This is a genomic window from Thermolongibacillus altinsuensis (assembly GCF_004341205.1).
In the GTDB taxonomy this organism is placed as follows: Bacteria; Bacillota; Bacilli; order Bacillales; family Anoxybacillaceae; genus Thermolongibacillus; species Thermolongibacillus altinsuensis.
In genome coordinates, this window is sequence record NZ_SLUL01000001.1 from 165056 (window position 1) to 184095 (window position 19040).

19 protein-coding genes and 2 pseudogenes are annotated in these 19040 nt (G+C 42.7%); 20 read left to right on the top strand and 1 reads right to left on the bottom strand.

All coding sequences use genetic code 11. From position 1 onward, the window contains the following. The first annotated feature begins 12 nt into the window (after window positions 1-12). The 17 genes and pseudogenes from aroA to EDD69_RS01005 form a co-directional block, all read left to right on the top strand. Entirely contained in the window at window positions 13-1302 is a 1290-nt protein-coding gene (aroA, locus tag EDD69_RS00920) for a 3-phosphoshikimate 1-carboxyvinyltransferase (protein WP_132947090.1), read from the top strand. A 93-nt stretch (window positions 1303-1395) separates the two neighbouring features. Beyond that, window positions 1396-2652: a tetratricopeptide repeat protein gene (locus EDD69_RS00925; protein ID WP_132947091.1), complete on the top strand. Its 1257-nt coding sequence runs from the start codon at window positions 1396-1398 to the stop codon at window positions 2650-2652. A gap of 55 nt (window positions 2653-2707) precedes the next feature. Continuing rightward, entirely contained in the window at window positions 2708-3241 is a 534-nt protein-coding gene (locus EDD69_RS00930; RefSeq protein WP_424565315.1) for a ReoY family proteolytic degradation factor, read from the top strand. Window positions 3242-3357: 116 nt separating this feature from the next. After that, window positions 3358-4542 carry an MFS transporter gene (locus tag EDD69_RS00935; RefSeq protein ID WP_207893228.1) on the top strand — a complete coding sequence of 395 codons (1185 nt, stop codon included), beginning with the start codon at window positions 3358-3360 and terminating at the stop codon, window positions 4540-4542. Between the two features lie 122 nt (window positions 4543-4664). After that, window positions 4665-5411, top strand: coding sequence for an SDR family NAD(P)-dependent oxidoreductase (locus EDD69_RS00940; RefSeq protein WP_132947220.1), 747 nt, complete (start codon window positions 4665-4667; stop codon window positions 5409-5411). Between the two features lie 167 nt (window positions 5412-5578). Next, window positions 5579-6022 (top strand): YpiF family protein, encoded by a 444-nt coding sequence (locus tag EDD69_RS00945; RefSeq protein ID WP_132947094.1) that lies wholly within the window; start codon window positions 5579-5581, stop codon window positions 6020-6022. A gap of 127 nt (window positions 6023-6149) precedes the next feature. Continuing rightward, entirely contained in the window at window positions 6150-6659 is a 510-nt protein-coding gene (locus EDD69_RS00950; RefSeq protein ID WP_132947095.1) for a Rieske (2Fe-2S) protein, read from the top strand. 3 nt (window positions 6660-6662) lie between these two features. Beyond that, a complete protein-coding gene (gene qcrB, locus EDD69_RS00955; protein ID WP_132947096.1) occupies window positions 6663-7337 on the top strand; it encodes a menaquinol-cytochrome c reductase cytochrome b subunit in 675 nt (224 codons plus the stop codon). A 25-nt stretch (window positions 7338-7362) separates the two neighbouring features. After that, window positions 7363-8130, top strand: a complete 768-nt coding sequence (locus EDD69_RS00960; protein ID WP_132947097.1) for a menaquinol-cytochrome c reductase cytochrome b/c subunit — start codon at window positions 7363-7365, stop codon at window positions 8128-8130. A gap of 166 nt (window positions 8131-8296) precedes the next feature. Next, the gene (lhaT, locus tag EDD69_RS00965) at window positions 8297-8869 is read left to right on the top strand and encodes a lipoprotein heptaprenylglyceryl N-acetyltransferase LhaT (RefSeq protein WP_132947098.1); all 573 of its coding nucleotides are present in this window, start codon (window positions 8297-8299) and stop codon (window positions 8867-8869) included. 62 nt (window positions 8870-8931) lie between these two features. Continuing rightward, the gene (gene ypjB, locus EDD69_RS00970; protein ID WP_132947099.1) at window positions 8932-9711 is read left to right on the top strand and encodes a sporulation protein YpjB; all 780 of its coding nucleotides are present in this window, start codon (window positions 8932-8934) and stop codon (window positions 9709-9711) included. Between the two features lie 1211 nt (window positions 9712-10922). Further along, complete coding sequence (locus EDD69_RS00980; protein WP_132947100.1) at window positions 10923-12803, top strand: hypothetical protein; 1881 nt, start codon at window positions 10923-10925, stop codon at window positions 12801-12803. 28 nt (window positions 12804-12831) lie between these two features. After that, window positions 12832-14235 (top strand): LPXTG cell wall anchor domain-containing protein, encoded by a 1404-nt coding sequence (locus tag EDD69_RS00985; protein WP_132947101.1) that lies wholly within the window; start codon window positions 12832-12834, stop codon window positions 14233-14235. A gap of 95 nt (window positions 14236-14330) precedes the next feature. After that, window positions 14331-14936, top strand: a complete 606-nt coding sequence (locus EDD69_RS00990; protein ID WP_165871694.1) for a class D sortase — start codon at window positions 14331-14333, stop codon at window positions 14934-14936. Window positions 14937-15149: 213 nt separating this feature from the next. After that, window positions 15150-15814: pseudogene (locus tag EDD69_RS00995) on the top strand (pre-toxin TG domain-containing protein); the annotation flags it as partial. A gap of 133 nt (window positions 15815-15947) precedes the next feature. Further along, a complete protein-coding gene (locus tag EDD69_RS01000) occupies window positions 15948-16250 on the top strand; it encodes a hypothetical protein (protein ID WP_132947103.1) in 303 nt (100 codons plus the stop codon). Between the two features lie 30 nt (window positions 16251-16280). Beyond that, window positions 16281-16469: pseudogene (locus EDD69_RS01005) on the top strand (sporulation protein YpjB); the annotation flags it as partial. Between the two features lie 25 nt (window positions 16470-16494). On the opposite strand, the gene EDD69_RS01010 reads toward EDD69_RS01005, so the two are convergent. Next, window positions 16495-17364, bottom strand: coding sequence for a YitT family protein (locus EDD69_RS01010; RefSeq protein ID WP_132947104.1), 870 nt, complete (start codon window positions 17362-17364; stop codon window positions 16495-16497). Window positions 17365-17493: 129 nt separating this feature from the next. On the opposite strand from EDD69_RS01010, the gene EDD69_RS01015 reads away from it, so the two are divergent. The 3 genes from EDD69_RS01015 to EDD69_RS01025 are packed head-to-tail and all read left to right on the top strand — an operon-like array spanning window position 17494 to window position 19035. Further along, on the top strand, window positions 17494-17829 hold the full coding sequence (locus tag EDD69_RS01015; RefSeq protein ID WP_132947105.1) for a nucleotide pyrophosphohydrolase: 336 nt from the start codon (window positions 17494-17496) through the stop codon (window positions 17827-17829). Then, a complete protein-coding gene (gene dapB / locus EDD69_RS01020; RefSeq protein WP_132947106.1) occupies window positions 17826-18620 on the top strand; it encodes a 4-hydroxy-tetrahydrodipicolinate reductase in 795 nt (264 codons plus the stop codon). Before EDD69_RS01015 ends, dapB begins: the two co-directional genes overlap by 4 nt. A 13-nt stretch (window positions 18621-18633) precedes the next feature. Then, window positions 18634-19035 carry a methylglyoxal synthase gene (locus EDD69_RS01025; RefSeq protein WP_132947107.1) on the top strand — a complete coding sequence of 134 codons (402 nt, stop codon included), beginning with the start codon at window positions 18634-18636 and terminating at the stop codon, window positions 19033-19035. Window positions 19036-19040 lie beyond the last annotated feature (5 nt).

Genomic DNA, 19040 nt, shown 5'->3' on the forward strand with positions numbered 1-19040 from the left:
GAGGTGTGAACGTTGCAATTACGAACGAATGTGAATTCATTAAAAGGGGAAATTTACGTTCCTGGCGATAAATCGATTTCCCATCGCGCCGTCATGTTTGGTGCGATCGCTGAAGGAACGACGCACATTACGAACTTTTTAACGGGGGAAGATTGTTTAAGCACGATTGATTGCTTTCGCAAAATGGGCGTGCGCATTGAACAAAACGATACGGAAGTCATCGTTGAAGGAAAGGGAATAGCCGGATTAAGCGAGCCGACAGAAGTATTAAACGTCGGCAATTCCGGTACGACAACGCGCCTTTTGCTTGGGATTTTAGCGGCGTGCCCGTTTCATGCTTGTTTAATAGGCGATGATTCGATTGCGAAGCGGCCGATGGATCGAGTGACAAAACCGCTTCGCCAAATGGGAGCGCATATTGACGGGCGCATGAACGGCCGCTATACGCCGCTTGCGATTCGCGGCGGGGCATTGCAGCCGATTGAGTATGTTTCTCCTGTGGCCAGCGCGCAAGTGAAATCCGCGCTTTTGCTGGCAGGGTTGCATGCAGACGGAACGACCACGGTCACTGAACCGCATAAATCGCGCGATCATACGGAGCGAATGTTAAAAGCGTTTGGCGCCGACGTTCACGTCGATGGCTTAACCGTTTCTGTCACTGGAAAACAACGGTTGCATGCGGCAGACATTTATGTTCCCGGCGATATTTCCTCGGCGGCGTTTTTCCTCGTTGCAGGCGCGATCGTTCCAAACAGCGAAATTACGCTGAAAAACGTTGGGGTAAACCCGACGCGTACAGGCATTCTGGATGTACTTGCGCAGATGGGGGCAAACGTCTCGATCGAAAACATTCGCAACGAAGAAAGCGAACCGCTTGCCGATATAACCGTGCGCACATCGGAATTAAAAGCGACCGAAATCGGCGGAGAACTCATTCCGCGCTTGATTGATGAAATTCCAATTATCGCGCTGTTAGCGACGCAGGCGGAAGGAACGACGATCATTAAAGATGCAAGCGAATTGAAAGTGAAAGAAACGGATCGCATCGCGACAGTCGTTTCTGAATTGCGCAAGCTTGGCGCCGATATTGAAGCGACCGATGACGGCATGATCATTCGCGGCAAAACGAAATTGCGCGCGAACCACGCGGTGGTTGACAGCTTCGGCGATCATCGCATCGGCATGATGTTGGCCATTGCCGCTTGTGTGACCGAAGGGGAAGTGACGCTTCAACGCCCTGAAGCGATCGCCGTTTCGTATCCATCATTTTTTGCGCATTTACACGCACTTCAACAAGGTTGATTCCAATGGGATCAACCTTCTTTTTTGCAAGCGATGAAAGTTGCTGTTATGATAAAACTTGTTCGAATGAATCCAACAAAAAGGGTGAAGGCTATGAATCGAATCGATCAAATTGTTCAATTGGTTGAAAACGGTGAAGTCGAAAAAGGAATGGAGCTTGCCGAACAATTGAAACGCGAAGGAAGCGATGAAGAAAAATACATATTAGCGGAACACTTTTTTTCATGGGGATGGTTAGAAGAAGCCGAAGCGTTGTTGAAACAACTGATGGAGCGCTATCCCGATGATGGAGATATTCGCCTTTTTCTGGCGGAAGTGTATACAGAACTTGAAAAAGAAGAGGAAGCGCTAGACATTTTAACGGAAATTGATGAAAATGATCCGTACTACGTCCGCGCTTGTTTATTAGCAGCGGATCTTTATCAAATGCAAGGGCTTGATGAAGTGAGCGAACAAAAATTGCTCCGTGCGTATGAACAACTGCCAGATGAGCCGATTGTGCAATTTGCGTTGGCTGAATTTTATTTTACGCGCGGCGAATATCAAAAAAGCGTGCGTTTTTATGAACAAGTGCTGCAAAAAGAAAAGACGATTGCTGGCGTGGCCATTAAGGAGCGATTAGCGGAAGCGCTCAGCTTGCTCGGCGAGTTTGAGCAAGCGTTGCCGTATTATGAAGAAGCGTTGAACGACCGCCTTGATGTTCATACGCTTTTCCGTTACGGCTTTACGGCGTATCAAGCGGGAGCGTACAAAACGGCGATTGAAAAATTGAACGAGTTAAAAGTGCTTGACCGCGAATATGTTCCGCTTTATTTATATTTAGCGAAAGCATACGAACAAGAAGGCGATCTTGCTAAAAGCTATGATACGGCAAAAGAAGGATTAACAATCGATGATTTAAATAAGGAATTGCTTTTATATGCGGGCAAAATGGCGTTAAAGCTAGGGAAAACGGACGAGGCGGAGACGTATTTGAAAAAAGCGGTGGAGATCGATCCGGGCTATTTAGAAGCGCTGTTGACATTGACAAAATGGCTGTTGCATGAAGAGCGCTACGAAGAAGTGGTGGAATGGATTACGCAAGCGATGAACAGCGGTGAATATGATCCGCAGCTTGAGTGGGATTTAGCGAAAGCAAAACAAAAGCTAGAAAAATATGATGAGGCATTAAATCATTATGAAGAGGCATATACTTTCTTTAAGAATGATCCAGACTTTTTGTACGATTACGGTTATTTCTTGTTAGAAGAAGGAAAAAGAGAGGAAGCAAAGGCGCAGTTTGAGCAACTGTTGCGCCTTGATCCGACAAATGATGAAATTGCCGATCTTTTATTGCAGTTTGAAGAATAGTATGCTTATGACAAGCATACGCATCAGTTATACAAGCGATAAAGGGGGGAAGCGAGTGGCGACAAACGTATCCGTCCGTGAGAAAAAAGAGTTTATTCGTTGGTTTTTAAATCATTATCAATTAAAGAGGCGCGAATGTGTTTGGATTTTAAATTATTTGCTCAGTCATGATTCATTAATGGAAAAGGTTCATTTCGTTGAGCATGCGGAGTATTGTCCGCGCGGAATGATGATGTCAACTCACTGTGTGGATGATGTACCTTTTCGCTTTTATAAAGAAAATGTTGTAACAACGGATGCAGAAAAGTCGTTTCATGATATTCGCCTCAATCGCGATGAAGACATTTATATTCAACTTAATTTCCGCGGCGCCTTCCATTCGCCTCAATATGTTGCGGTATTAGAAGAAAATCCATACATGCCGAAAAAAGCGAACGAGCAAGATGAACAGATGGCAGAACGTGTGTTAAATGAAGCGCTTCATCATTTTCAAAAAGAGAAATTGCTGCGTTTAATCGATGAAGCGTTAGATCGGCAAGATGAAGAAACATTTCGTCGGCTGACGGAACAGCTAAAAGCTTTGCGTTAAGCAAGAGGGTTCAGACGATAGCTCTGAGCCCTCATTTGTTGTTTATGTCCGATAGACGGTAAACATTCAAAATGAATATTCGCTATAATGGTTGTGAAAGAAAAAGGGGGGAGATTGTGGCTTTCATTCAAAAAGGGACGAAAGAATATCGACAGGCAAGCTTTTCATTATTTCTCGGAGGTTTTTTGACGTTTGCGATCCTTTATACAACACAACCATTGATGCCGATTTTTTCTAAAGAATTTCATGTATCAGCCACGGCAGCCAGTTTAAGTTTATCTGTATCTACAGGAGTATTGGCGTTTTTTATGTTATTTGCGGCTGCTTTATCTGATAAGGTGGGAAAAAAACAGATCATGGTTATTTCAATGTTTTTCACGGCTGCTCTTAGTTTGATTACGGCACTCAGTCCAAATTTTATTACTCTTGTCATCGTTAGGTTCTTATTAGGATTTTTTATTGCAGGAGTCCCTTCGATTGCCATGGCTTATGTTGCGGAAGAATTCCATCCAGATGGGCTCGGAAAGGTTATGGGACTGTATATAAGCGGGACAAGCATAGGAGGAATGGCCGGAAGAATCATAACGAGTGTACTTACAGACTTGTTTAATTGGAGAATAGCTTTAATCACGATCGGAATGTTAGCACTGATTTTGAGTATCGTGTTTTCGCTTACTCTACCCGTCCCTCGTAACTCAGTGAAAAAGGCGTTAGACTGGAGATCTGCATGGGGAGCTTATAAAGTACATATCGTTAATAAAAATTTGATGGCTCTGGTAATGCTTTCATTTTTGCTAATGGGAAGTTTTGTTACACTTTATAATTATATAGGCTTTCTTCTAGTAGAACCGCCTTATGAGTTAAGCCAAACGATCATTGGATTTATTTTTATCGTGTATATATTTGGGACGTTTAGCTCCATCTATATGGGAAACAAGGCAGACCAATATGGGTATTCCTTCATTTTAAAAATTTCAATTGGAATCATGATGAGCGGGGCATTCCTAACGCTGATTCCTTCACTAATCGGAAAAATCATAGGGATCGCTATCTTCACATTTGGCTTCTTTGCCAGCCACTCCATTGCTAGTGCTTGGGTTGGAGAATGTGCAGAAAATTATAAAGTACAGGCTTCTTCTCTTTACCTGCTTTTTTATTATCTTGGTTCAAGCTTTGTCGGATCGTTTGGCGGTTATTTCTGGTCGCACTTTCATTGGATTGGCGTTATTTCGTTAATCTTTTTTCTATTAATCTTTGGATATTTACTGGTTTTATTCCCCCAAAAAAAGAGAATCAGCTAAACAATTAAAAATTCTTAAAGCACTGTCATGATTTCTGCAAAAAATCGATACGAACATGGTATAATCGAGCAATATCGTTGTTGAGTGGTACATAAAAAGGATAAAAAGGAGGATACATCATGTTGACGTATAAAGGAAAAGTTGCCGTTATAACAGGAGCAGGAGGCGGGATTGGACGAACTCTTGCGATGGCTTATGCTGAACAAGGAGCGAAAGTGGTCATCATGGATAAAGATGAAAATGGGTTGCAAAAAACTCGTGAACGTTTGCAATCGGCTGGGTATGACGCGTACTCATACGTTTTTGACTTAACCAATCCAACAGAGATTGAGAACGTGATGAAGGAAGTGGGAGAAACGCTCGGGCGAATCGATATTTTGATTAATAATGCGGGGCTTGGAATATTTAAATCTCCTTATGATTTAACCGTAGAAGAATGGGATTATGTCATCAACACGAATTTGCGAGCGACGTTCCTTTGTTCAAGAGAAGCGGCAAAAATCATGAGAACCCATGGCGGAGGAGCGATTGTGAATATTTCTTCGACGCGCGCTCTTATGTCCGAGCCTCATTCAGAAGCTTACGCCGCTTCAAAAGGAGGAATTCTTTCACTCACTCATGCGCTTGCTGTTTCATTAGGGCCAGACCGAATCACCGTTAATGCCATTTGTCCTGGCTGGATTGAAACAGGGGACTACAGTCAACTTCGGCCCGAGGATCATCTGCAACACCCTTCAGGAAGGGTCGGAAAGCCGGAAGATATCGCAAGAGCTTGTTTATATCTTACGGATCCAAAAAATGATTTTGTCACGGGCATCCATTTAGTCGTTGATGGCGGCATGACGAGAAAGATGATTTATGAAGAATGAAAGAATCAGGGGTTGAAAGAAAGAGGGGGGGTTCCCCCTCTTCTACTTGACCGCAATTAGAAACGTTGGCGCGTTCTGATGAAATGTGATAAGATGTCACCGTCACAAAATGTTCAAAAAATAATTGGTGATTTTCGTGTAAGATGGAAATGTGAGGAGAGATTTGCATGAAATGGACAGTGAAAGATGTCGATGCGTATATGCAAGCAAAGGAATATGTTGATACGGCGCTCGTGCCGCTCGTGCCGCTTGCGTGTGCGAATGTGAAAGCGTTTGCCGAAATGGGCGAGCATGTGTTGCTCATCGCAAACGAAATCGAGCGTCAATTTAAAGGGAGGGTGATGTTGATTCCGCCGTTTACGTATTGGGTAGACGAAGAAAAAAATGCGCTTAGGGAGCGGCTTCATCGTTGGAAGGAAAAGTTGGGACAAAACGGATTTCGCCACATTTTTTGTTTAACGGCTCACGCTGACTGGACGGAAGATGGGTTTGTTTATTTGCCGCCGCTTCCGCTTGAACATGTCGATGATCATTACAAACAAAAGCTTGTAAGCAAGCAAGTCGAACAAGCAATGGAAACGTTCATTAGCAAATGGACTGAGAAAAATTAGATAGCGTTTACACTATGATTATATTGACCTTAGTGGAAACATGATATATCATTAGGTTGTCCTAGTTTTATATGTGTTATAACAATTCGTCCGGATGGACTTAACTTCGTATAGAGGGGGGAAAATGATGAGCGAGAAGAAACATCGGGTATCAAGACGGCAGTTTTTAAACTACACGTTAACAGGTGTGGGCGGATTTATGGCAGCAGGCATTTTATCGCCGATGGTGCGCTTCGCTTTAGACCCGATCTTAAAGGATGAAACGGGACAAGAAATGGTGGCGGTCGCCCAAGTGAAAGATATCACGAACGAGCCGCAGCGTTTCGACTTCAAAGTGAAAGTGAAGGATGCCTGGTACGAATCAGAAGAGCCAAAATCTGCCTGGGTGTATAAGGACGAAAAAGGAGAAATCGTCGCGCTATCCCCAATCTGTAAGCATCTTGGCTGTACGGTGAACTGGAATGGGGACAAAGCGAATCCGAACCGCTTCTTCTGTCCATGCCACTACGGTTTGTATGAAAAAGACGGCACGAACGTACCGGGAACACCGCCAATTGCGCCGTTAGATCGTTACGAGTACAAAGTGAAGGATGGTACATTGTATTTAGGTAAAGCGAAACCACGAGGGGAGGCGTAATAGATGCTAAACAAGCTTTATGATTGGGTTGACGAACGGCTAGATATTACGCCTTTGTGGCGAGATATCGCTGACCACGAAGTTCCTGAACATGTTAACCCTGCACACCATTTTTCTGCGTTTGTTTATTGTTTTGGCGGCTTAACATTTTTCGTTACCGTCATCCAAATTTTATCGGGTATGTTTTTAACGATGTATTACGTGCCAGATATTAAAAACGCATGGGAATCTGTTTACTATTTGCAAAACGAAGTCGCGTTTGGGCAAATCGTGCGCGGCATGCATCACTGGGGTGCGAGCCTTGTTATTGTGATGATGTTTTTACATACGTTGCGCGTATTTTTCCAAGGAGCATACAAAAAACCGCGTGAATTGAACTGGATCGTCGGTGTTCTTATTTTTATGGTTATGATGGGCTTAGGCTTTACAGGATACTTATTGCCTTGGGACATGAAAGCGCTCTTTGCGACAAAAGTAGGTTTGCAAATTGCGGAAGCAACGCCAGTGATTGGTCCGATGGTGAAAACGCTTTTAGCAGGCCATCCAGAAATCGTTGGTGCGCAAACATTAACGCGCTTCTTTGCGATTCACGTCTTCTTCTTGCCAGGAGCGTTGTTAGGACTTATGGCAGCGCACTTCTTAATGATTCGCAAACAAGGAATTTCTGGTCCACTGTAAAATTTAGCAAAAGGGAGGGAACACTATGCATCGCGGAAAAGGAATGAAATTTGTCGGCGACTCGCGTGTGCCTGCGGTTCGAAAGCCGAACATTCCGAAAGACTATTCCGAATATCCGGGAAAAACGGAAGCATTTTGGCCGAACTTCTTATTGAAAGAATGGATGGTCGGTTCCGTCTTTTTAATCGGCTTTTTATGTTTAACGGTCGCTCATCCATCGCCGCTTGAGCGCATTGCCGATCCGACGGATACGAGCTACATTCCGCTGCCTGACTGGTATTTCTTGTTCTTGTATCAGCTTTTAAAATATTCATATGCATCTGGTCCGTACACGGTTATCGGAGCAATCGTCATGCCAGGACTTGCTTTCGGTGCGCTTTTGTTAGCTCCGTTTTTAGATCGCGGTCCAGAGCGCCGTCCGACAAAGCGTCCGGTAGCGGTTGGCATGATGTTATTGACGCTTGCTGCGATTGTTTTCTTAACGTGGGAATCCGTTGTGACGCATGACTGGGAAGCAGCGGCGGAACAAGGGAAAATTCGCGCGGAAGTCGAAATTGATAAAAATGCGGAAGGCTATAAAATTTTAGAGGCTAACACATGTTTAACATGTCACGGCGAAAACTTGCAAGGCGGTCCTGCTGCACCGTCGCTCGTTGGCACAGGGCTTTCTGCTGAAGAAATTGCTAAAATCGCTAAAGACGGACAAGGCAGCATGCCTGCTGGAATTTTCAAAGGTACGGATGAAGAACTGAAAAAACTTGCCGAATTTGTCGCAGGTTTAAAAGCAGAATAACGATGAAAAAGCTGGCTGATTCAGTCAGCTTTTTTTCTATATAACTTTTTTTCTACATAAATGGTTAAGGTTCTAATCGGATCGATGTCGTAAGGCGGCAAGAAAAAGGCTTGTTTGTTTCGGAAAATGAAGCTTATTATATACATATCGAAAGGTGGGAAATGCGATGGCCTATATTCGCGCTCTGCTTATGCAACGAACATTTTTAATATGGCTGTTGATCATCAACATCGTCGGAACGATTTACGGTTATATTTGGTACGGCCCGCAGCTTTCGGAAACGCCGCCGAAGTTTTTACTTTTTGTTCCCGACAGTCCGACGGCGAGCTTATTTTTCGTATTGGTTTTGCTGGCGTTTTTGCTTCGGACAAACTGGCCTCTTTTTGAAGCGTTAGCGATGGTGACGCTGTTTAAGTATGGCATTTGGGCGGTCGTGATGAACCTTCTAGTTTTATTTGTGACAGGAACGCTCGGTTGGGCGGGATGGATGCTCGTCGCTTCGCACGGGGCAATGGCAGTGCAAGGATTGCTTTATGCTCCGCATTATCGCATTCGGCCTGTTCATCTTGCGATTGCAGCCATTTGGACATTACATAACGATGTCATTGACTATGTATTTGGCATGATGCCGCAGTATCGCATGTTGAATGAATACATACCCCAAATCGGCTATTTCACGTTTTGGCTAAGCATTGCTTCGATTGCGGTGACGTATCTTTTTGCTGTTCGTCATCGCTAAACAGGTCTATGTTCTTCCTTGCCGTCATACATTGAGTAGTGAGAGGGTAAGGAGGGACAAGGATGCGAATTCGAATGCTCATATGGATGCTCGTTTGCCTATTTCCGTATACAGCGTATGCCAGTGGCGGACAAGAGTGGGACAAACTGGATCGTATTTCTGACGAAGCGTTGCAAATGACAAAAAATCAACGGTTTGAAGAGGCGAAGCAGTTGCTTGAATATTTCGAGCAACAATTTTTGCAGTTCAATGCGCGTGAAGGAATACAATCAATGGATGCGCTTCATGCGCTGACCGTGACGCATGAAGGAGCGGTAAAAACGGTGACCGCTTCGACCCTGCCGATTGAAGAGCGCGTGAATCAAGTAGCCCAATTTCGTCTCGTCGTCGATGCGGTCCAAGCGAAACACCAGCCTCTTTGGAAAGAAATGAAAGAAACGATCATGTCTGCTTTTGCGGGCATGAAAGAAGCGATGGAACATGAAGATGAAGGGGCGTTTCAACAAGCGTTTCAACAGTTTTTGCAGCGCTACAAACTGATCGAACCGAGCGCGAAAATTAATGTCGAACCCGAGCGGTTTCAGCGCGTTGCTGCGCACATTTCTTTGCTTGAGGCTCCCGCTTTTTACCAGTTAGACGCGAATCAACAAGCAAAAGAGCTTCAACAAATGGAAGAAGATTTAGAGGCGCTCTTTGCCGACGGAAAAAAAGAAGCCGCCGTGCCATCGCTTTGGTGGGTGATGACATCGATCGGCGGGATGATTGTATTGACGCTCACATATGTTGGCTGGCGCAAATATCGCGGTGAAAAAGAAAAGCGAATCGTTCAAGGAGAGGAGTAAGAGGGTGTCCCAGAAGGGTTGGGACACTCTTTTTATCGTTTTATTGACACATGCTAGTGCTCGTGATTGGCTTTATCGTATGCATGGAACAAATATGTGTGAATGACTAGAAAGGTGAGGCAACACATGATATTCAGTGAAGACAGTCAAGGATTTAAAAATGATTCGTAAAAATATCCTACAATTGTTGAAATTTATGTAATCAAATACTCATTACATTTGGTTATAACTCTTTAGGAGCTACTCAGTCCATCACTCGTGGAAACGGAACATCTACAAGTAAAACGTTTGACGAAGCGAATTGTTTAGAAACCTTCACTAACAAACTGGCGAATGGGACACAATTAAACTCATATACCTATCAATACGATCGGAATAGCAATATAGAAAGTGTTGTTAACAATCATGGCACCATTTTTTATCAATATGATAAGCTAAATTAATTAGTTCGTGAAACATTGTTAGATGGTACAGTGATTACTTATGAATACGATTTGGTTGGGAACCGAAAGAAAAAATCGTCACGAAGAATGGAAACAGTATAACAACCTCGTATTCATACAATGCGAAGAATCAATTAACAGAAGTAAACAGGTAAGCGTACCAGTATGATCATAACGGAAATTTAACGAATGATGGCGAGCGAACGTATATTTACGATGCGTTTGACCAATTAATCAAAGTTCGAGATGCATCTGGACAATGGATGGCCGAATTTGCATATGATGAAAATGGAAAACGCAAAAGCATGACCACGGCTGATGGAACAGTGTACTTCCATTATCATTAGGATAAAGTGATTTACGAAACAGATGAAAATGACTATAAAATCTGATTCCTTTTCTCTTTTCACCTTTTTTATAGTGTCTGGAATGCCTGGATTTTAACGATACCAACGAAATTGAGTCACCCACAGGTTTTTAATATAAGTATTTAATGAACAGATTTAAAGTAAACAAAATCAAGATCAAAATGAGCTGCTAGATGACCTTATGTACGGCGATGATTGGTACCTCTATAGCTCAACTCAAAGTACAGAATATGAAATAAACAACAATTAAATGATACGTTTATCATGAAATGCTAATTTTGACAAATTTTTAACAATTACATAATATGTATTGGGTTTAAATGGTTTTATGTGTAAAATTAAACATTGTAAAACGATGTAAAATTAAACAGTAATTTCTTTGCGGAAAGGAGGTGAAATGATGCGAAAGGGCCTGACGTATATATTATCCACTTGCCTTATTTTAGGGGTGCCTACCATAACTCAAGCCCAGGAATTGGGTGAATCTAAAGAATCTGTTGAGCCTTTAATACAGAACGAGACGATTACGTATCCTCTAAATAGTCTGGATTCTGAAAAAGTAAATACTCAAGAAAGCTATAATCTGAATCTAGCATCTGCAGATGCGCCATTCACATCCACTAAAGGACAAGTCGCCGAATCTAAAGCGAATGTTACAGGCGAGCTAGAAAAAGAAATTGCTGAAAATTCCGGCGAAAACAAGGGTGAACTTTCTGTTAAACCAAGCAAGGAAGTGCTTCAGAAAGAGGATAAAGGTGCATTAAATACTAACGCACTCCCTGCTAAAAAGGATAATAAAAAAGCTACCCCATCTTTAAGCCTAGGCATTGGGGGATTAAACATTAATATCAATGTCTTAGGAGAAAAACGTTTGCTTGGAATTGGATTAGGCTTACCGGTTGTAGGAAATGTAAACGTAAACATTTTAGGGCAAACGAAAGCAAGCTCTGCAGAAGAGCAATCTACTCGCAATACCTTGCTAGGAGTAGACATAACAGGTTCCAAACTAGTAGGCGATGCCCGCATAGGAGTGTTAGAAGGCGGAAAAGTTCTTCGTGATAATGAAGAAGAACGTAATGGCGGACTAGCGGTTGTAGAGTTAGACAATATATTTGGGAAAACACACTTAGGAGTAGCTGAAGTTCTCGAACAAACATCTGGAAATATAAATAAACTTCAAAGCGGATTATTGTTGGCGGGCTTGAAGGATACTCCTTTTGGGGATGCTAATTTTGGAGTAGCCGAATTCAATAAAGTGGAAGCCCCAGACTATAAAGAAGTACACACCGGCTTAGTCATAGCTGATGTCAATAACACTCCTTTAGGAGACGGACACCTTGGAATAGCTGAAGTGAAAAAGGTTGAAACACCTGATTATAGCGAATTTCACTCTGGGCTAATTATAGGTGATGTTACAAACACACCTCTAGGAGATGCACATTTAGGGCTTATTGAATATAAACAAACAGAAACAGACGAATATAAATCTTCTAATGGTGGATTAGTGATTGGGGACATAAAAGATTCACCGATAATAGATGATTCGCATATTGGTATAGGTGAATTTCAACAAGTAGAGAAAAAGGATCCTGCCCCAACCCAAGAGAAACCAAAAGAGGAACCAAAACAAGAAGAACAACCTGATACGAAGCCGGTAGAGGGCAATCCTGGAAATAAAGATGGAAATGGAAGCACTCAACCGGAGAATTCGGAGCAACCAATTAACCAAGAGCAACCAAGCAATCCAGAGCAACCAAGCAATCCAGAGCAACCAAGCAATCCAGAACAACCAAGCAATCCAGAACAACCAAGTAATCCAGCAAAACCAAGTGATTCTGTGAATCCTAGTCAAATTCCACCATCTACATCGGTTAATGATGGTAGCCAAGAACAAAAAAATGATCCTATAGCAAAGTTCATTGAAGAATTGGTGGATGCAGGAAATAAAATAATTCTCAATCAGTCAAATACAGATGATTTGAGCCAATTACAAAATGTATTGGATGAAAAACAAAAAAATAGCAATCATCCATTAGGCTCACAAGTGGTTTTAATATTTACTTCTTCGAGCCCGACTAATGGCGGATCATCAACAAATGGTTCATCGGGTTCTGCAGGTTCAAACGGAGGATCTGGAATAGTAGCTTATCTAGACTATGCTTATACCAATGACATAGATTTAAATAACCAAATGATCCGTATTCTAGATGAGTTATCAGATCAATGGGTTAAAGGTCCGCCTATAGAACCACCGAAATCTTCCTTCTTCTTAGTCGCATAATAAAAAACTAAGAAGAAGGGGAAGGAAAATGAATAAAAAAGTTGTTGTAAAATCGTTGAAAAATATTGTTTATGCAGGAACATTCGTTATTGGCATCTCACTTTTTGGAAATGCCGTTAGTGCAGAGGAAATAAATAATCAAGATGTACAAGCTTTATCTAATGGTGTAACTCAGTCAGTGGTATCTAATACGCAAACTCTAACCAATGCTGTAGCTCAGCCAGTGGGATCTAAAGACATTACAAATACTGCGGTTCAATCAAATGAAAATAGCCAGGTAAATGCAACAAACACAACTAGCGAAAATAACCAAGAGAAAGCAACAAGCACAGCTAGCGATGAACAGTCTATCATTCCAAAAAATCCACCTGTAAAAACAGGGGATCCTGCTGGAAAAGACGATAATATTAAAAGCGAGAAAAAAGCTTCTCTTATCAGCATTGGTTTAGGAGGAAGTCTTTTAAAGCCAATAACTGGTGATATCAATATCGATATCATCGGCGGCAAAAAAGTCGAAACAAAAGATGGCAGCACTCTTACTACTGGCGGGGTTGTTCAAGCTGATTTAAAAGGTTCTGATTTACTCGGAGATACACATTTGGGTGTGCTTGAAGGCACAAAAATTAAAACAGATGATTACGAATATACACATGGTGCAGTGGCTGATCTTGATGTTAAAAAATCAGTAGTTGGAGATGCGCATGTTGGTGTCATTGAACGTGAAAAGGTGGAAACTGACGAGTATACATGGCAACATAGCGGCATCGTAATTGTAGACACCAGAAACACTCCAATTCTTGGAGATGTGCATACTGGTATTGGAGAGACTGAAAAGTTTGAAACTAAACAGCCTTCTGCTCCAAATCAACCAAAACAACCAGGCAACCCAGAACAACCTTGCAACTGCAATCCAGAACAGCCTGGCAATCCGGAACAACCTGGCAATCCGGAGCAGCCTGGCAATCCGGAACAACCTGGCAATCCGGAACAGCCTGGCAATCCAGAACAACCAAGTAATCCAGAACAACCAAGTAATCCAGAACAACCAAGTAATCCAGAACAACCAAGCAATCCAGGACAACCAAGCAATCCAGGACAACCAAGCAATCCAGAACAACCAAGCAATCCAGAACAACCAAGCAATCCGGAACAGCCTGGCAATCCGGAGCAACCAGGCAATCCGGAACAACCTGATAATCCAAAACAACCTTGCAACTGCAATCCAGAACAGCCTGGCAATCCGGAGCAACCAGGCAATCCGGAACAACCTGAAAAAACAAGTATGGAAACTCCTAATACACCTGATAACAATTCTGAAAAAACATTACCTAAAACAGGTTCAGCATTAGATTCTTTTATCCTTTTACTTGCTTCCATTATGATGATTTTAGTAGGATTCGTTTTAAGAAGATTTAACTCTAAGCTAGCTTAATAATTGAATTGTACGACTTTCTGTATACCAATTGGTAGAAATTTTTGTATGGAGGGCTGGCCACCCTCCTTTTTTTTAAGGAAGGTGTTATAACCGTGAAAAAGTTAGGTAGTGTGTTCATTGTTATCGGGGTTTTTTTGTTGCTATTTATTGTGTTTACAAAGGTGAAAACATTTTATGAACAAAAGAAATTAGTAGAAGAATACACTTCGTTGTCTTTTACAGAACAACCTTCTAATGAACCAGAAAAGCCAATAAAAGAAGGACAAGTGATTGGAATTCTAAAAATCCCAAAAATTAATTTAGAAACTCCTATTAAGGAAGGAGCACGACCTGAAGATATAAAATATGCGGTAGGACATTTACCTGCTTCAAGCTCTATTTATAATTTAGGGAAGAAGAATCAAAATTTTGTTATCGCTGGTCATCGTTCCCACACTTATGGGAAGTTTTTTAATCGACTAGATGAATTGCAGAAAGATGATCATATCATCATTTATGTACAAAACAAAGTACTGACCTATAAGGTCTTTAATAAGAAGATTGTAAAGCCTACAGAAATTGATGTAATTTATCCAATTAAGAATAAGTCAATGGTTACGTTAGTTACGTGTCATCCAAAATACTCAAATAAACAAAGACTGATTGTTTTTGCTGAACTGGAGACGGAACAAATAAAAGATGGACGAGATAAATTTTAATGAGATGCGTGCCTGTCATCGGGTTGTCCGTGTCAATGCGGATCTGAAGGGAGCAGTGTAAATTAGCATATTATTTCGGGTATCCTTTTTCAAATTATTTCGGTTCATTCTCTGAAACTGTACATCAATCTACATATTTACACTGCACAGACGCTCCTTTTTACGAAATAAGAAGGGAAACCACCTTAACTTAGCGAAAGTAGAGGAGTTGCAATGACTGCGATTCGAGTCAAGCCGGAAGAGCTGGAAACAGTAGCAAAGCATGTTCCCAATGCAGAGGATGTCTGTCAAAGTGCGCGGATCTCACTTTTCTAGGGACTCTCCTCTCTAGTGATGGAGATTCTCGGAATCGGCTCTGCCGCTATCCATGAGCTCAAAGACGAACTTCTTCATTGGCTCCACCGCAATGAAGAAAAGATGAATGAAGCGGAAGAACTGTTGTATCGAACAGCTGCGGCAATGTGCTAGGCAGACTAAATACTTGCCGACAACATGACAAAATTCTTTCTGAAGCTCCTTGGTTGGTATGACTAGCAGCGATGGTTTGGAGAATATGATCCAGTGACTGAAGAACGGATTTCAGGATGGGACCGCCTGCTTGCGGGAGGAATGTTATTGGCTTTTTTTTATTCCTCCTGTCAAAGGGGTGGGAATCGCCGACAAAGCGAGGATCAAAGGAACGAAAGCGGTGGGAACAGCAGCGGATGTTTCCAAATTGGTCTCGCAAACGAAACATGTTCTCCGCTACGATAAAATCATGCCAGCCCTTCAAACGGTATACAGCCAAGTGGTAAATAAAAGCGCTGATTACCAACACGATCCGTTCGTTCAAAAAGCAATGGGACGACCTTTTTGACAGCGTTCGATTTGTCCAGTGGTAGCCAGCCTTAGCGGGAATTGGTCCAGCACTCCGCGTATAGATGAGCGAAGTCATAAAGAATTAAAAGAGGCTACAATGAATATGATTGGCAAAACTAGGGATGGTTGGCAAGGGTATGGGTAAATTTAAATATGGATAAATTTATCAAGGTGTTAAATCACTATCCCAATGGAACAAAACTGATAATAGAGTGGAAAGGTGGATTACGAATTAAAGGTTTATTAGACACCATTTATGAAACAGACAATGGGCTGGAATTAGAAGATGAGGATTACGATGAATACTTTGCTTGTACTTTAAAAATTCTGTCCATTGAGAACAATCCGTTTGGTAATGTTTTAAGCGAAAATAATTTATTAGAAGTATCAAAACATGACAAACCAAATAAAATTTTTTTGGAGAATGGTGTATTGATATGGCATGATATGAATTGATAAATAACAACTATTTTAGAGGGTGCACCAAAAGAGCTTCAACAAATGGAAGAAGATTTAGAGGCGCTCTTTGCCGACGGAAAAAAAGAAGCCGCCGTGCCATCGCTTTGGTGGGTGATGACATCGATCGGCGGGATGATTGTATTGACGCTCACATATGTTGGCTGGCGCAAATATCGCGGTGAAAAAGAAAAGCGAATCGTTCAAGGAGAAGATTGAGGGTACTTCACATCCGAAGTACCCTTTATTCACTAATGGGCTGTTTATTTTCATCTAATGTGAAGCCTTCGCCGTGAACGTCATGCACATCGCTAATGGCGACAAATGCATGTGGATCGATTGACGTAATGATGGACTTTAAGCGTGCCAATTCGTTTTTAGCAACGACACAATAAAGCACATCGCGTTCGCGTTTCGTATACGAGCCGATTCCTTTTAAAATCGTGACGCCGCGTTCCATTTCGGTCATAATTTTCTCTGAAATGAGATCGCTTTTTTCGGAAATGATCGTCGCTCCTTTGGCTGCATACGCTCCATCTTGGAGGAAATCGATAACGCGCGCTGCGACAAAGACTGCAACGAGCGTATACATTCCTTCGCGATATGGCAAATATGTCAATAGCGAAAACAGGATGACAAACGTGTCAAAGACGAACATCGTTTTTCCCATGCTAATGCCTTTATATTTGTAAACGAGACGAGCGATGATATCGACGCCGCCCGTTGTACCGCCATAACGAAAAATAATTCCGAGGCCGACACCGATAAACACGCCGGCAAATAACGCAGCGAGCGTTAAATCGTTATTGAGCGGAATGTCAAAACCGTAGCGTTGGAAAATCCAAAGAAACAAAGATAAGCCGACCGTACCGATGATCGTATATAAAAACGTCGTCCGTCCAAGCAGTTTCCAACCAATAAAAAAGAGCGGAATGTTCAACGCTAAGTTTGAAATGGATGGATCAATGCCAAAGATAAAATATAAAAGAAGGGTGATCCCTGTAAAGCCGCCTTCCGCTAATTTATTTTCCATGTTGAAATGAACAAGGCCGAACGCAAAAATAGAAGCTCCGAGTAAAATGAAGAGAATGTTTTTAAGACGTAATCCAAACACTCGAACTCCACCTCCTTTGAATGACTGCGTTTTAATTATAGAGGAACTGCTAAATGTAAGCAATGCGTGTGAAAAACATTTGTCAAATGAGGCACTTTTAGCTAACATGAACATGAAGAGGTGAAAACGATGGCAGAAAAAACGATGAAAGAGATGCAGCGGGAGGTCGATGAATACATCGGCCAGTTTAAAGAAGGGTATTTCAGCCCGCTGGCGATGCTTGCGCGCTTGACGGAGGAACTTGGCGAGTTGGCGCGCGAAGTGAACCATTATTACGGCGAGAAGCCGAAGAAGAAAACAGAACAAGAAAAAACGATTGAAGAAGAACTTGGAGATATGTTGTTTGTTCTTATTTGTTTTGCTAATTCGTTACATATTGATTTGCAAGAAGCGCATGATCGCGTCATGAATAAGTTTCGCACACGCGATCGCGATCGTTGGACGAGAAAGGAGCAGGAGTCATGATTCGCATTATTATCGCTGGACCGCGCGGCCGAATGGGGCGCGAAGCGGTATCGCTTGTACATAAGACCGAACATTTTGAGCTAGTAGCGGTCGTTGACCGAATAAATGAAGGGAAAACATTGGCGGATCTGGAAGGATTTCCGCCGCTATCTGTGCCGATTTTTACGGATTTGGAACGTTGCCTTCAGCAAGTGGAAGCGGATGTGCTCATTGATTTAACGACGCCGGAAGTCGGTAAAATTCACGCGGAAACAGCGCTTCGTTACGGCGTTCGTCCAGTTGTTGGAACGACGGGATTTACAAACGAAGATATCGCCCGTTTGACGGCGCTAGCCGAAGAAAAACAAATCGGGGCGATCATTGCGCCAAACTTCGCCATCGGTGCGGTTTTGATGATGAAATTTGCCCAAATGGCAGCGAAATATTTTCACGATGTTGAAATTATTGAACTGCATCACGACCAAAAACTCGATGCCCCTTCCGGCACGGCATTAAAGACAGCAGAATTAATTCAAGCGGTGCGTCCGGCAAAAGCGCAGGGGCATCCAGATGAAAAAGAAACGCTTCCGCATGCGCGCGGCGCTGCTTATGATGGCATGCGTATTCATAGCGTGCGTCTTCCAGGTTTGGTCGCCCATCAAGAAGTCATTTTCGGCGGCGATGGTCAGACCTTAACGATTCGTCACGATTCATTCAATCGCGCATCGTTTATGTCGGGGGTTAAATTTTCTGTCGAAACGGTGATGCATTTACAGACGCTTGTGTACGGATTGGAAAATTTAATTGAATAGCGAGGGACGGGAGATGAAAATTGCGTTAATTGCTCATGACAAGAAAAAGGCGGATATGGTTCAATTTGCGATTGCGTACCGACATATTCTCGCGCAGCATGAACTATATGCGACAGGGACAACCGGCTTGCGCATTCAAGAAGCGACGGAACTCCCTGTCCATCGCTTCCGTTCAGGACCATACGGCGGCGATCAACAAATCGGGGCGATGATTGCCCAAAACGATATGGACATGGTCATCTTTTTCCGCGATCCGCTCACCGCGCAGCCGCACGAGCCTGATGTGAGCGCGCTCATTCGCCTTTGCGATGTGTACGCGATCCCGCTTGCGACGAATATGGGAACAGCGGAAGTGCTCATTCGCGGATTGGAGCGCGGCGATTTTGCATGGCGCAACGTCGTCGAGCGAGGGTGAAGGAC

Excerpts from the sequence above, each read along its gene's own strand:
- EDD69_RS00950 (WP_132947095.1), top strand. The coding sequence starts at position 6,150 with ATGAGCGAGAAGAAACATCGGGTATCAAGACGGCAGTTTTTAAACTAC.
- qcrB (WP_132947096.1), top strand. The coding sequence starts at position 6,663 with ATGCTAAACAAGCTTTATGATTGGGTTGACGAACGGCTAGATATTACG.
- EDD69_RS00945 (WP_132947094.1), top strand. The coding sequence starts at position 5,579 with ATGAAATGGACAGTGAAAGATGTCGATGCGTATATGCAAGCAAAGGAA.
- EDD69_RS00985 (WP_132947101.1), top strand. The coding sequence starts at position 12,832 with ATGAATAAAAAAGTTGTTGTAAAATCGTTGAAAAATATTGTTTATGCA.
- ypjB (WP_132947099.1), top strand. The coding sequence starts at position 8,932 with ATGCGAATTCGAATGCTCATATGGATGCTCGTTTGCCTATTTCCGTAT.
- EDD69_RS01015 (WP_132947105.1), top strand. The coding sequence starts at position 17,494 with ATGGCAGAAAAAACGATGAAAGAGATGCAGCGGGAGGTCGATGAATAC.
- EDD69_RS00980 (WP_132947100.1), top strand. The coding sequence starts at position 10,923 with ATGCGAAAGGGCCTGACGTATATATTATCCACTTGCCTTATTTTAGGG.
- EDD69_RS00960 (WP_132947097.1), top strand. The coding sequence starts at position 7,363 with ATGCATCGCGGAAAAGGAATGAAATTTGTCGGCGACTCGCGTGTGCCT.
- EDD69_RS01000 (WP_132947103.1), top strand. The coding sequence starts at position 15,948 with ATGGATAAATTTATCAAGGTGTTAAATCACTATCCCAATGGAACAAAA.
- EDD69_RS00925 (WP_132947091.1), top strand. The coding sequence starts at position 1,396 with ATGAATCGAATCGATCAAATTGTTCAATTGGTTGAAAACGGTGAAGTC.
- lhaT (WP_132947098.1), top strand. The coding sequence starts at position 8,297 with ATGGCCTATATTCGCGCTCTGCTTATGCAACGAACATTTTTAATATGG.
- dapB (WP_132947106.1), top strand. The coding sequence starts at position 17,826 with ATGATTCGCATTATTATCGCTGGACCGCGCGGCCGAATGGGGCGCGAA.
- EDD69_RS01025 (WP_132947107.1), top strand. The coding sequence starts at position 18,634 with ATGAAAATTGCGTTAATTGCTCATGACAAGAAAAAGGCGGATATGGTT.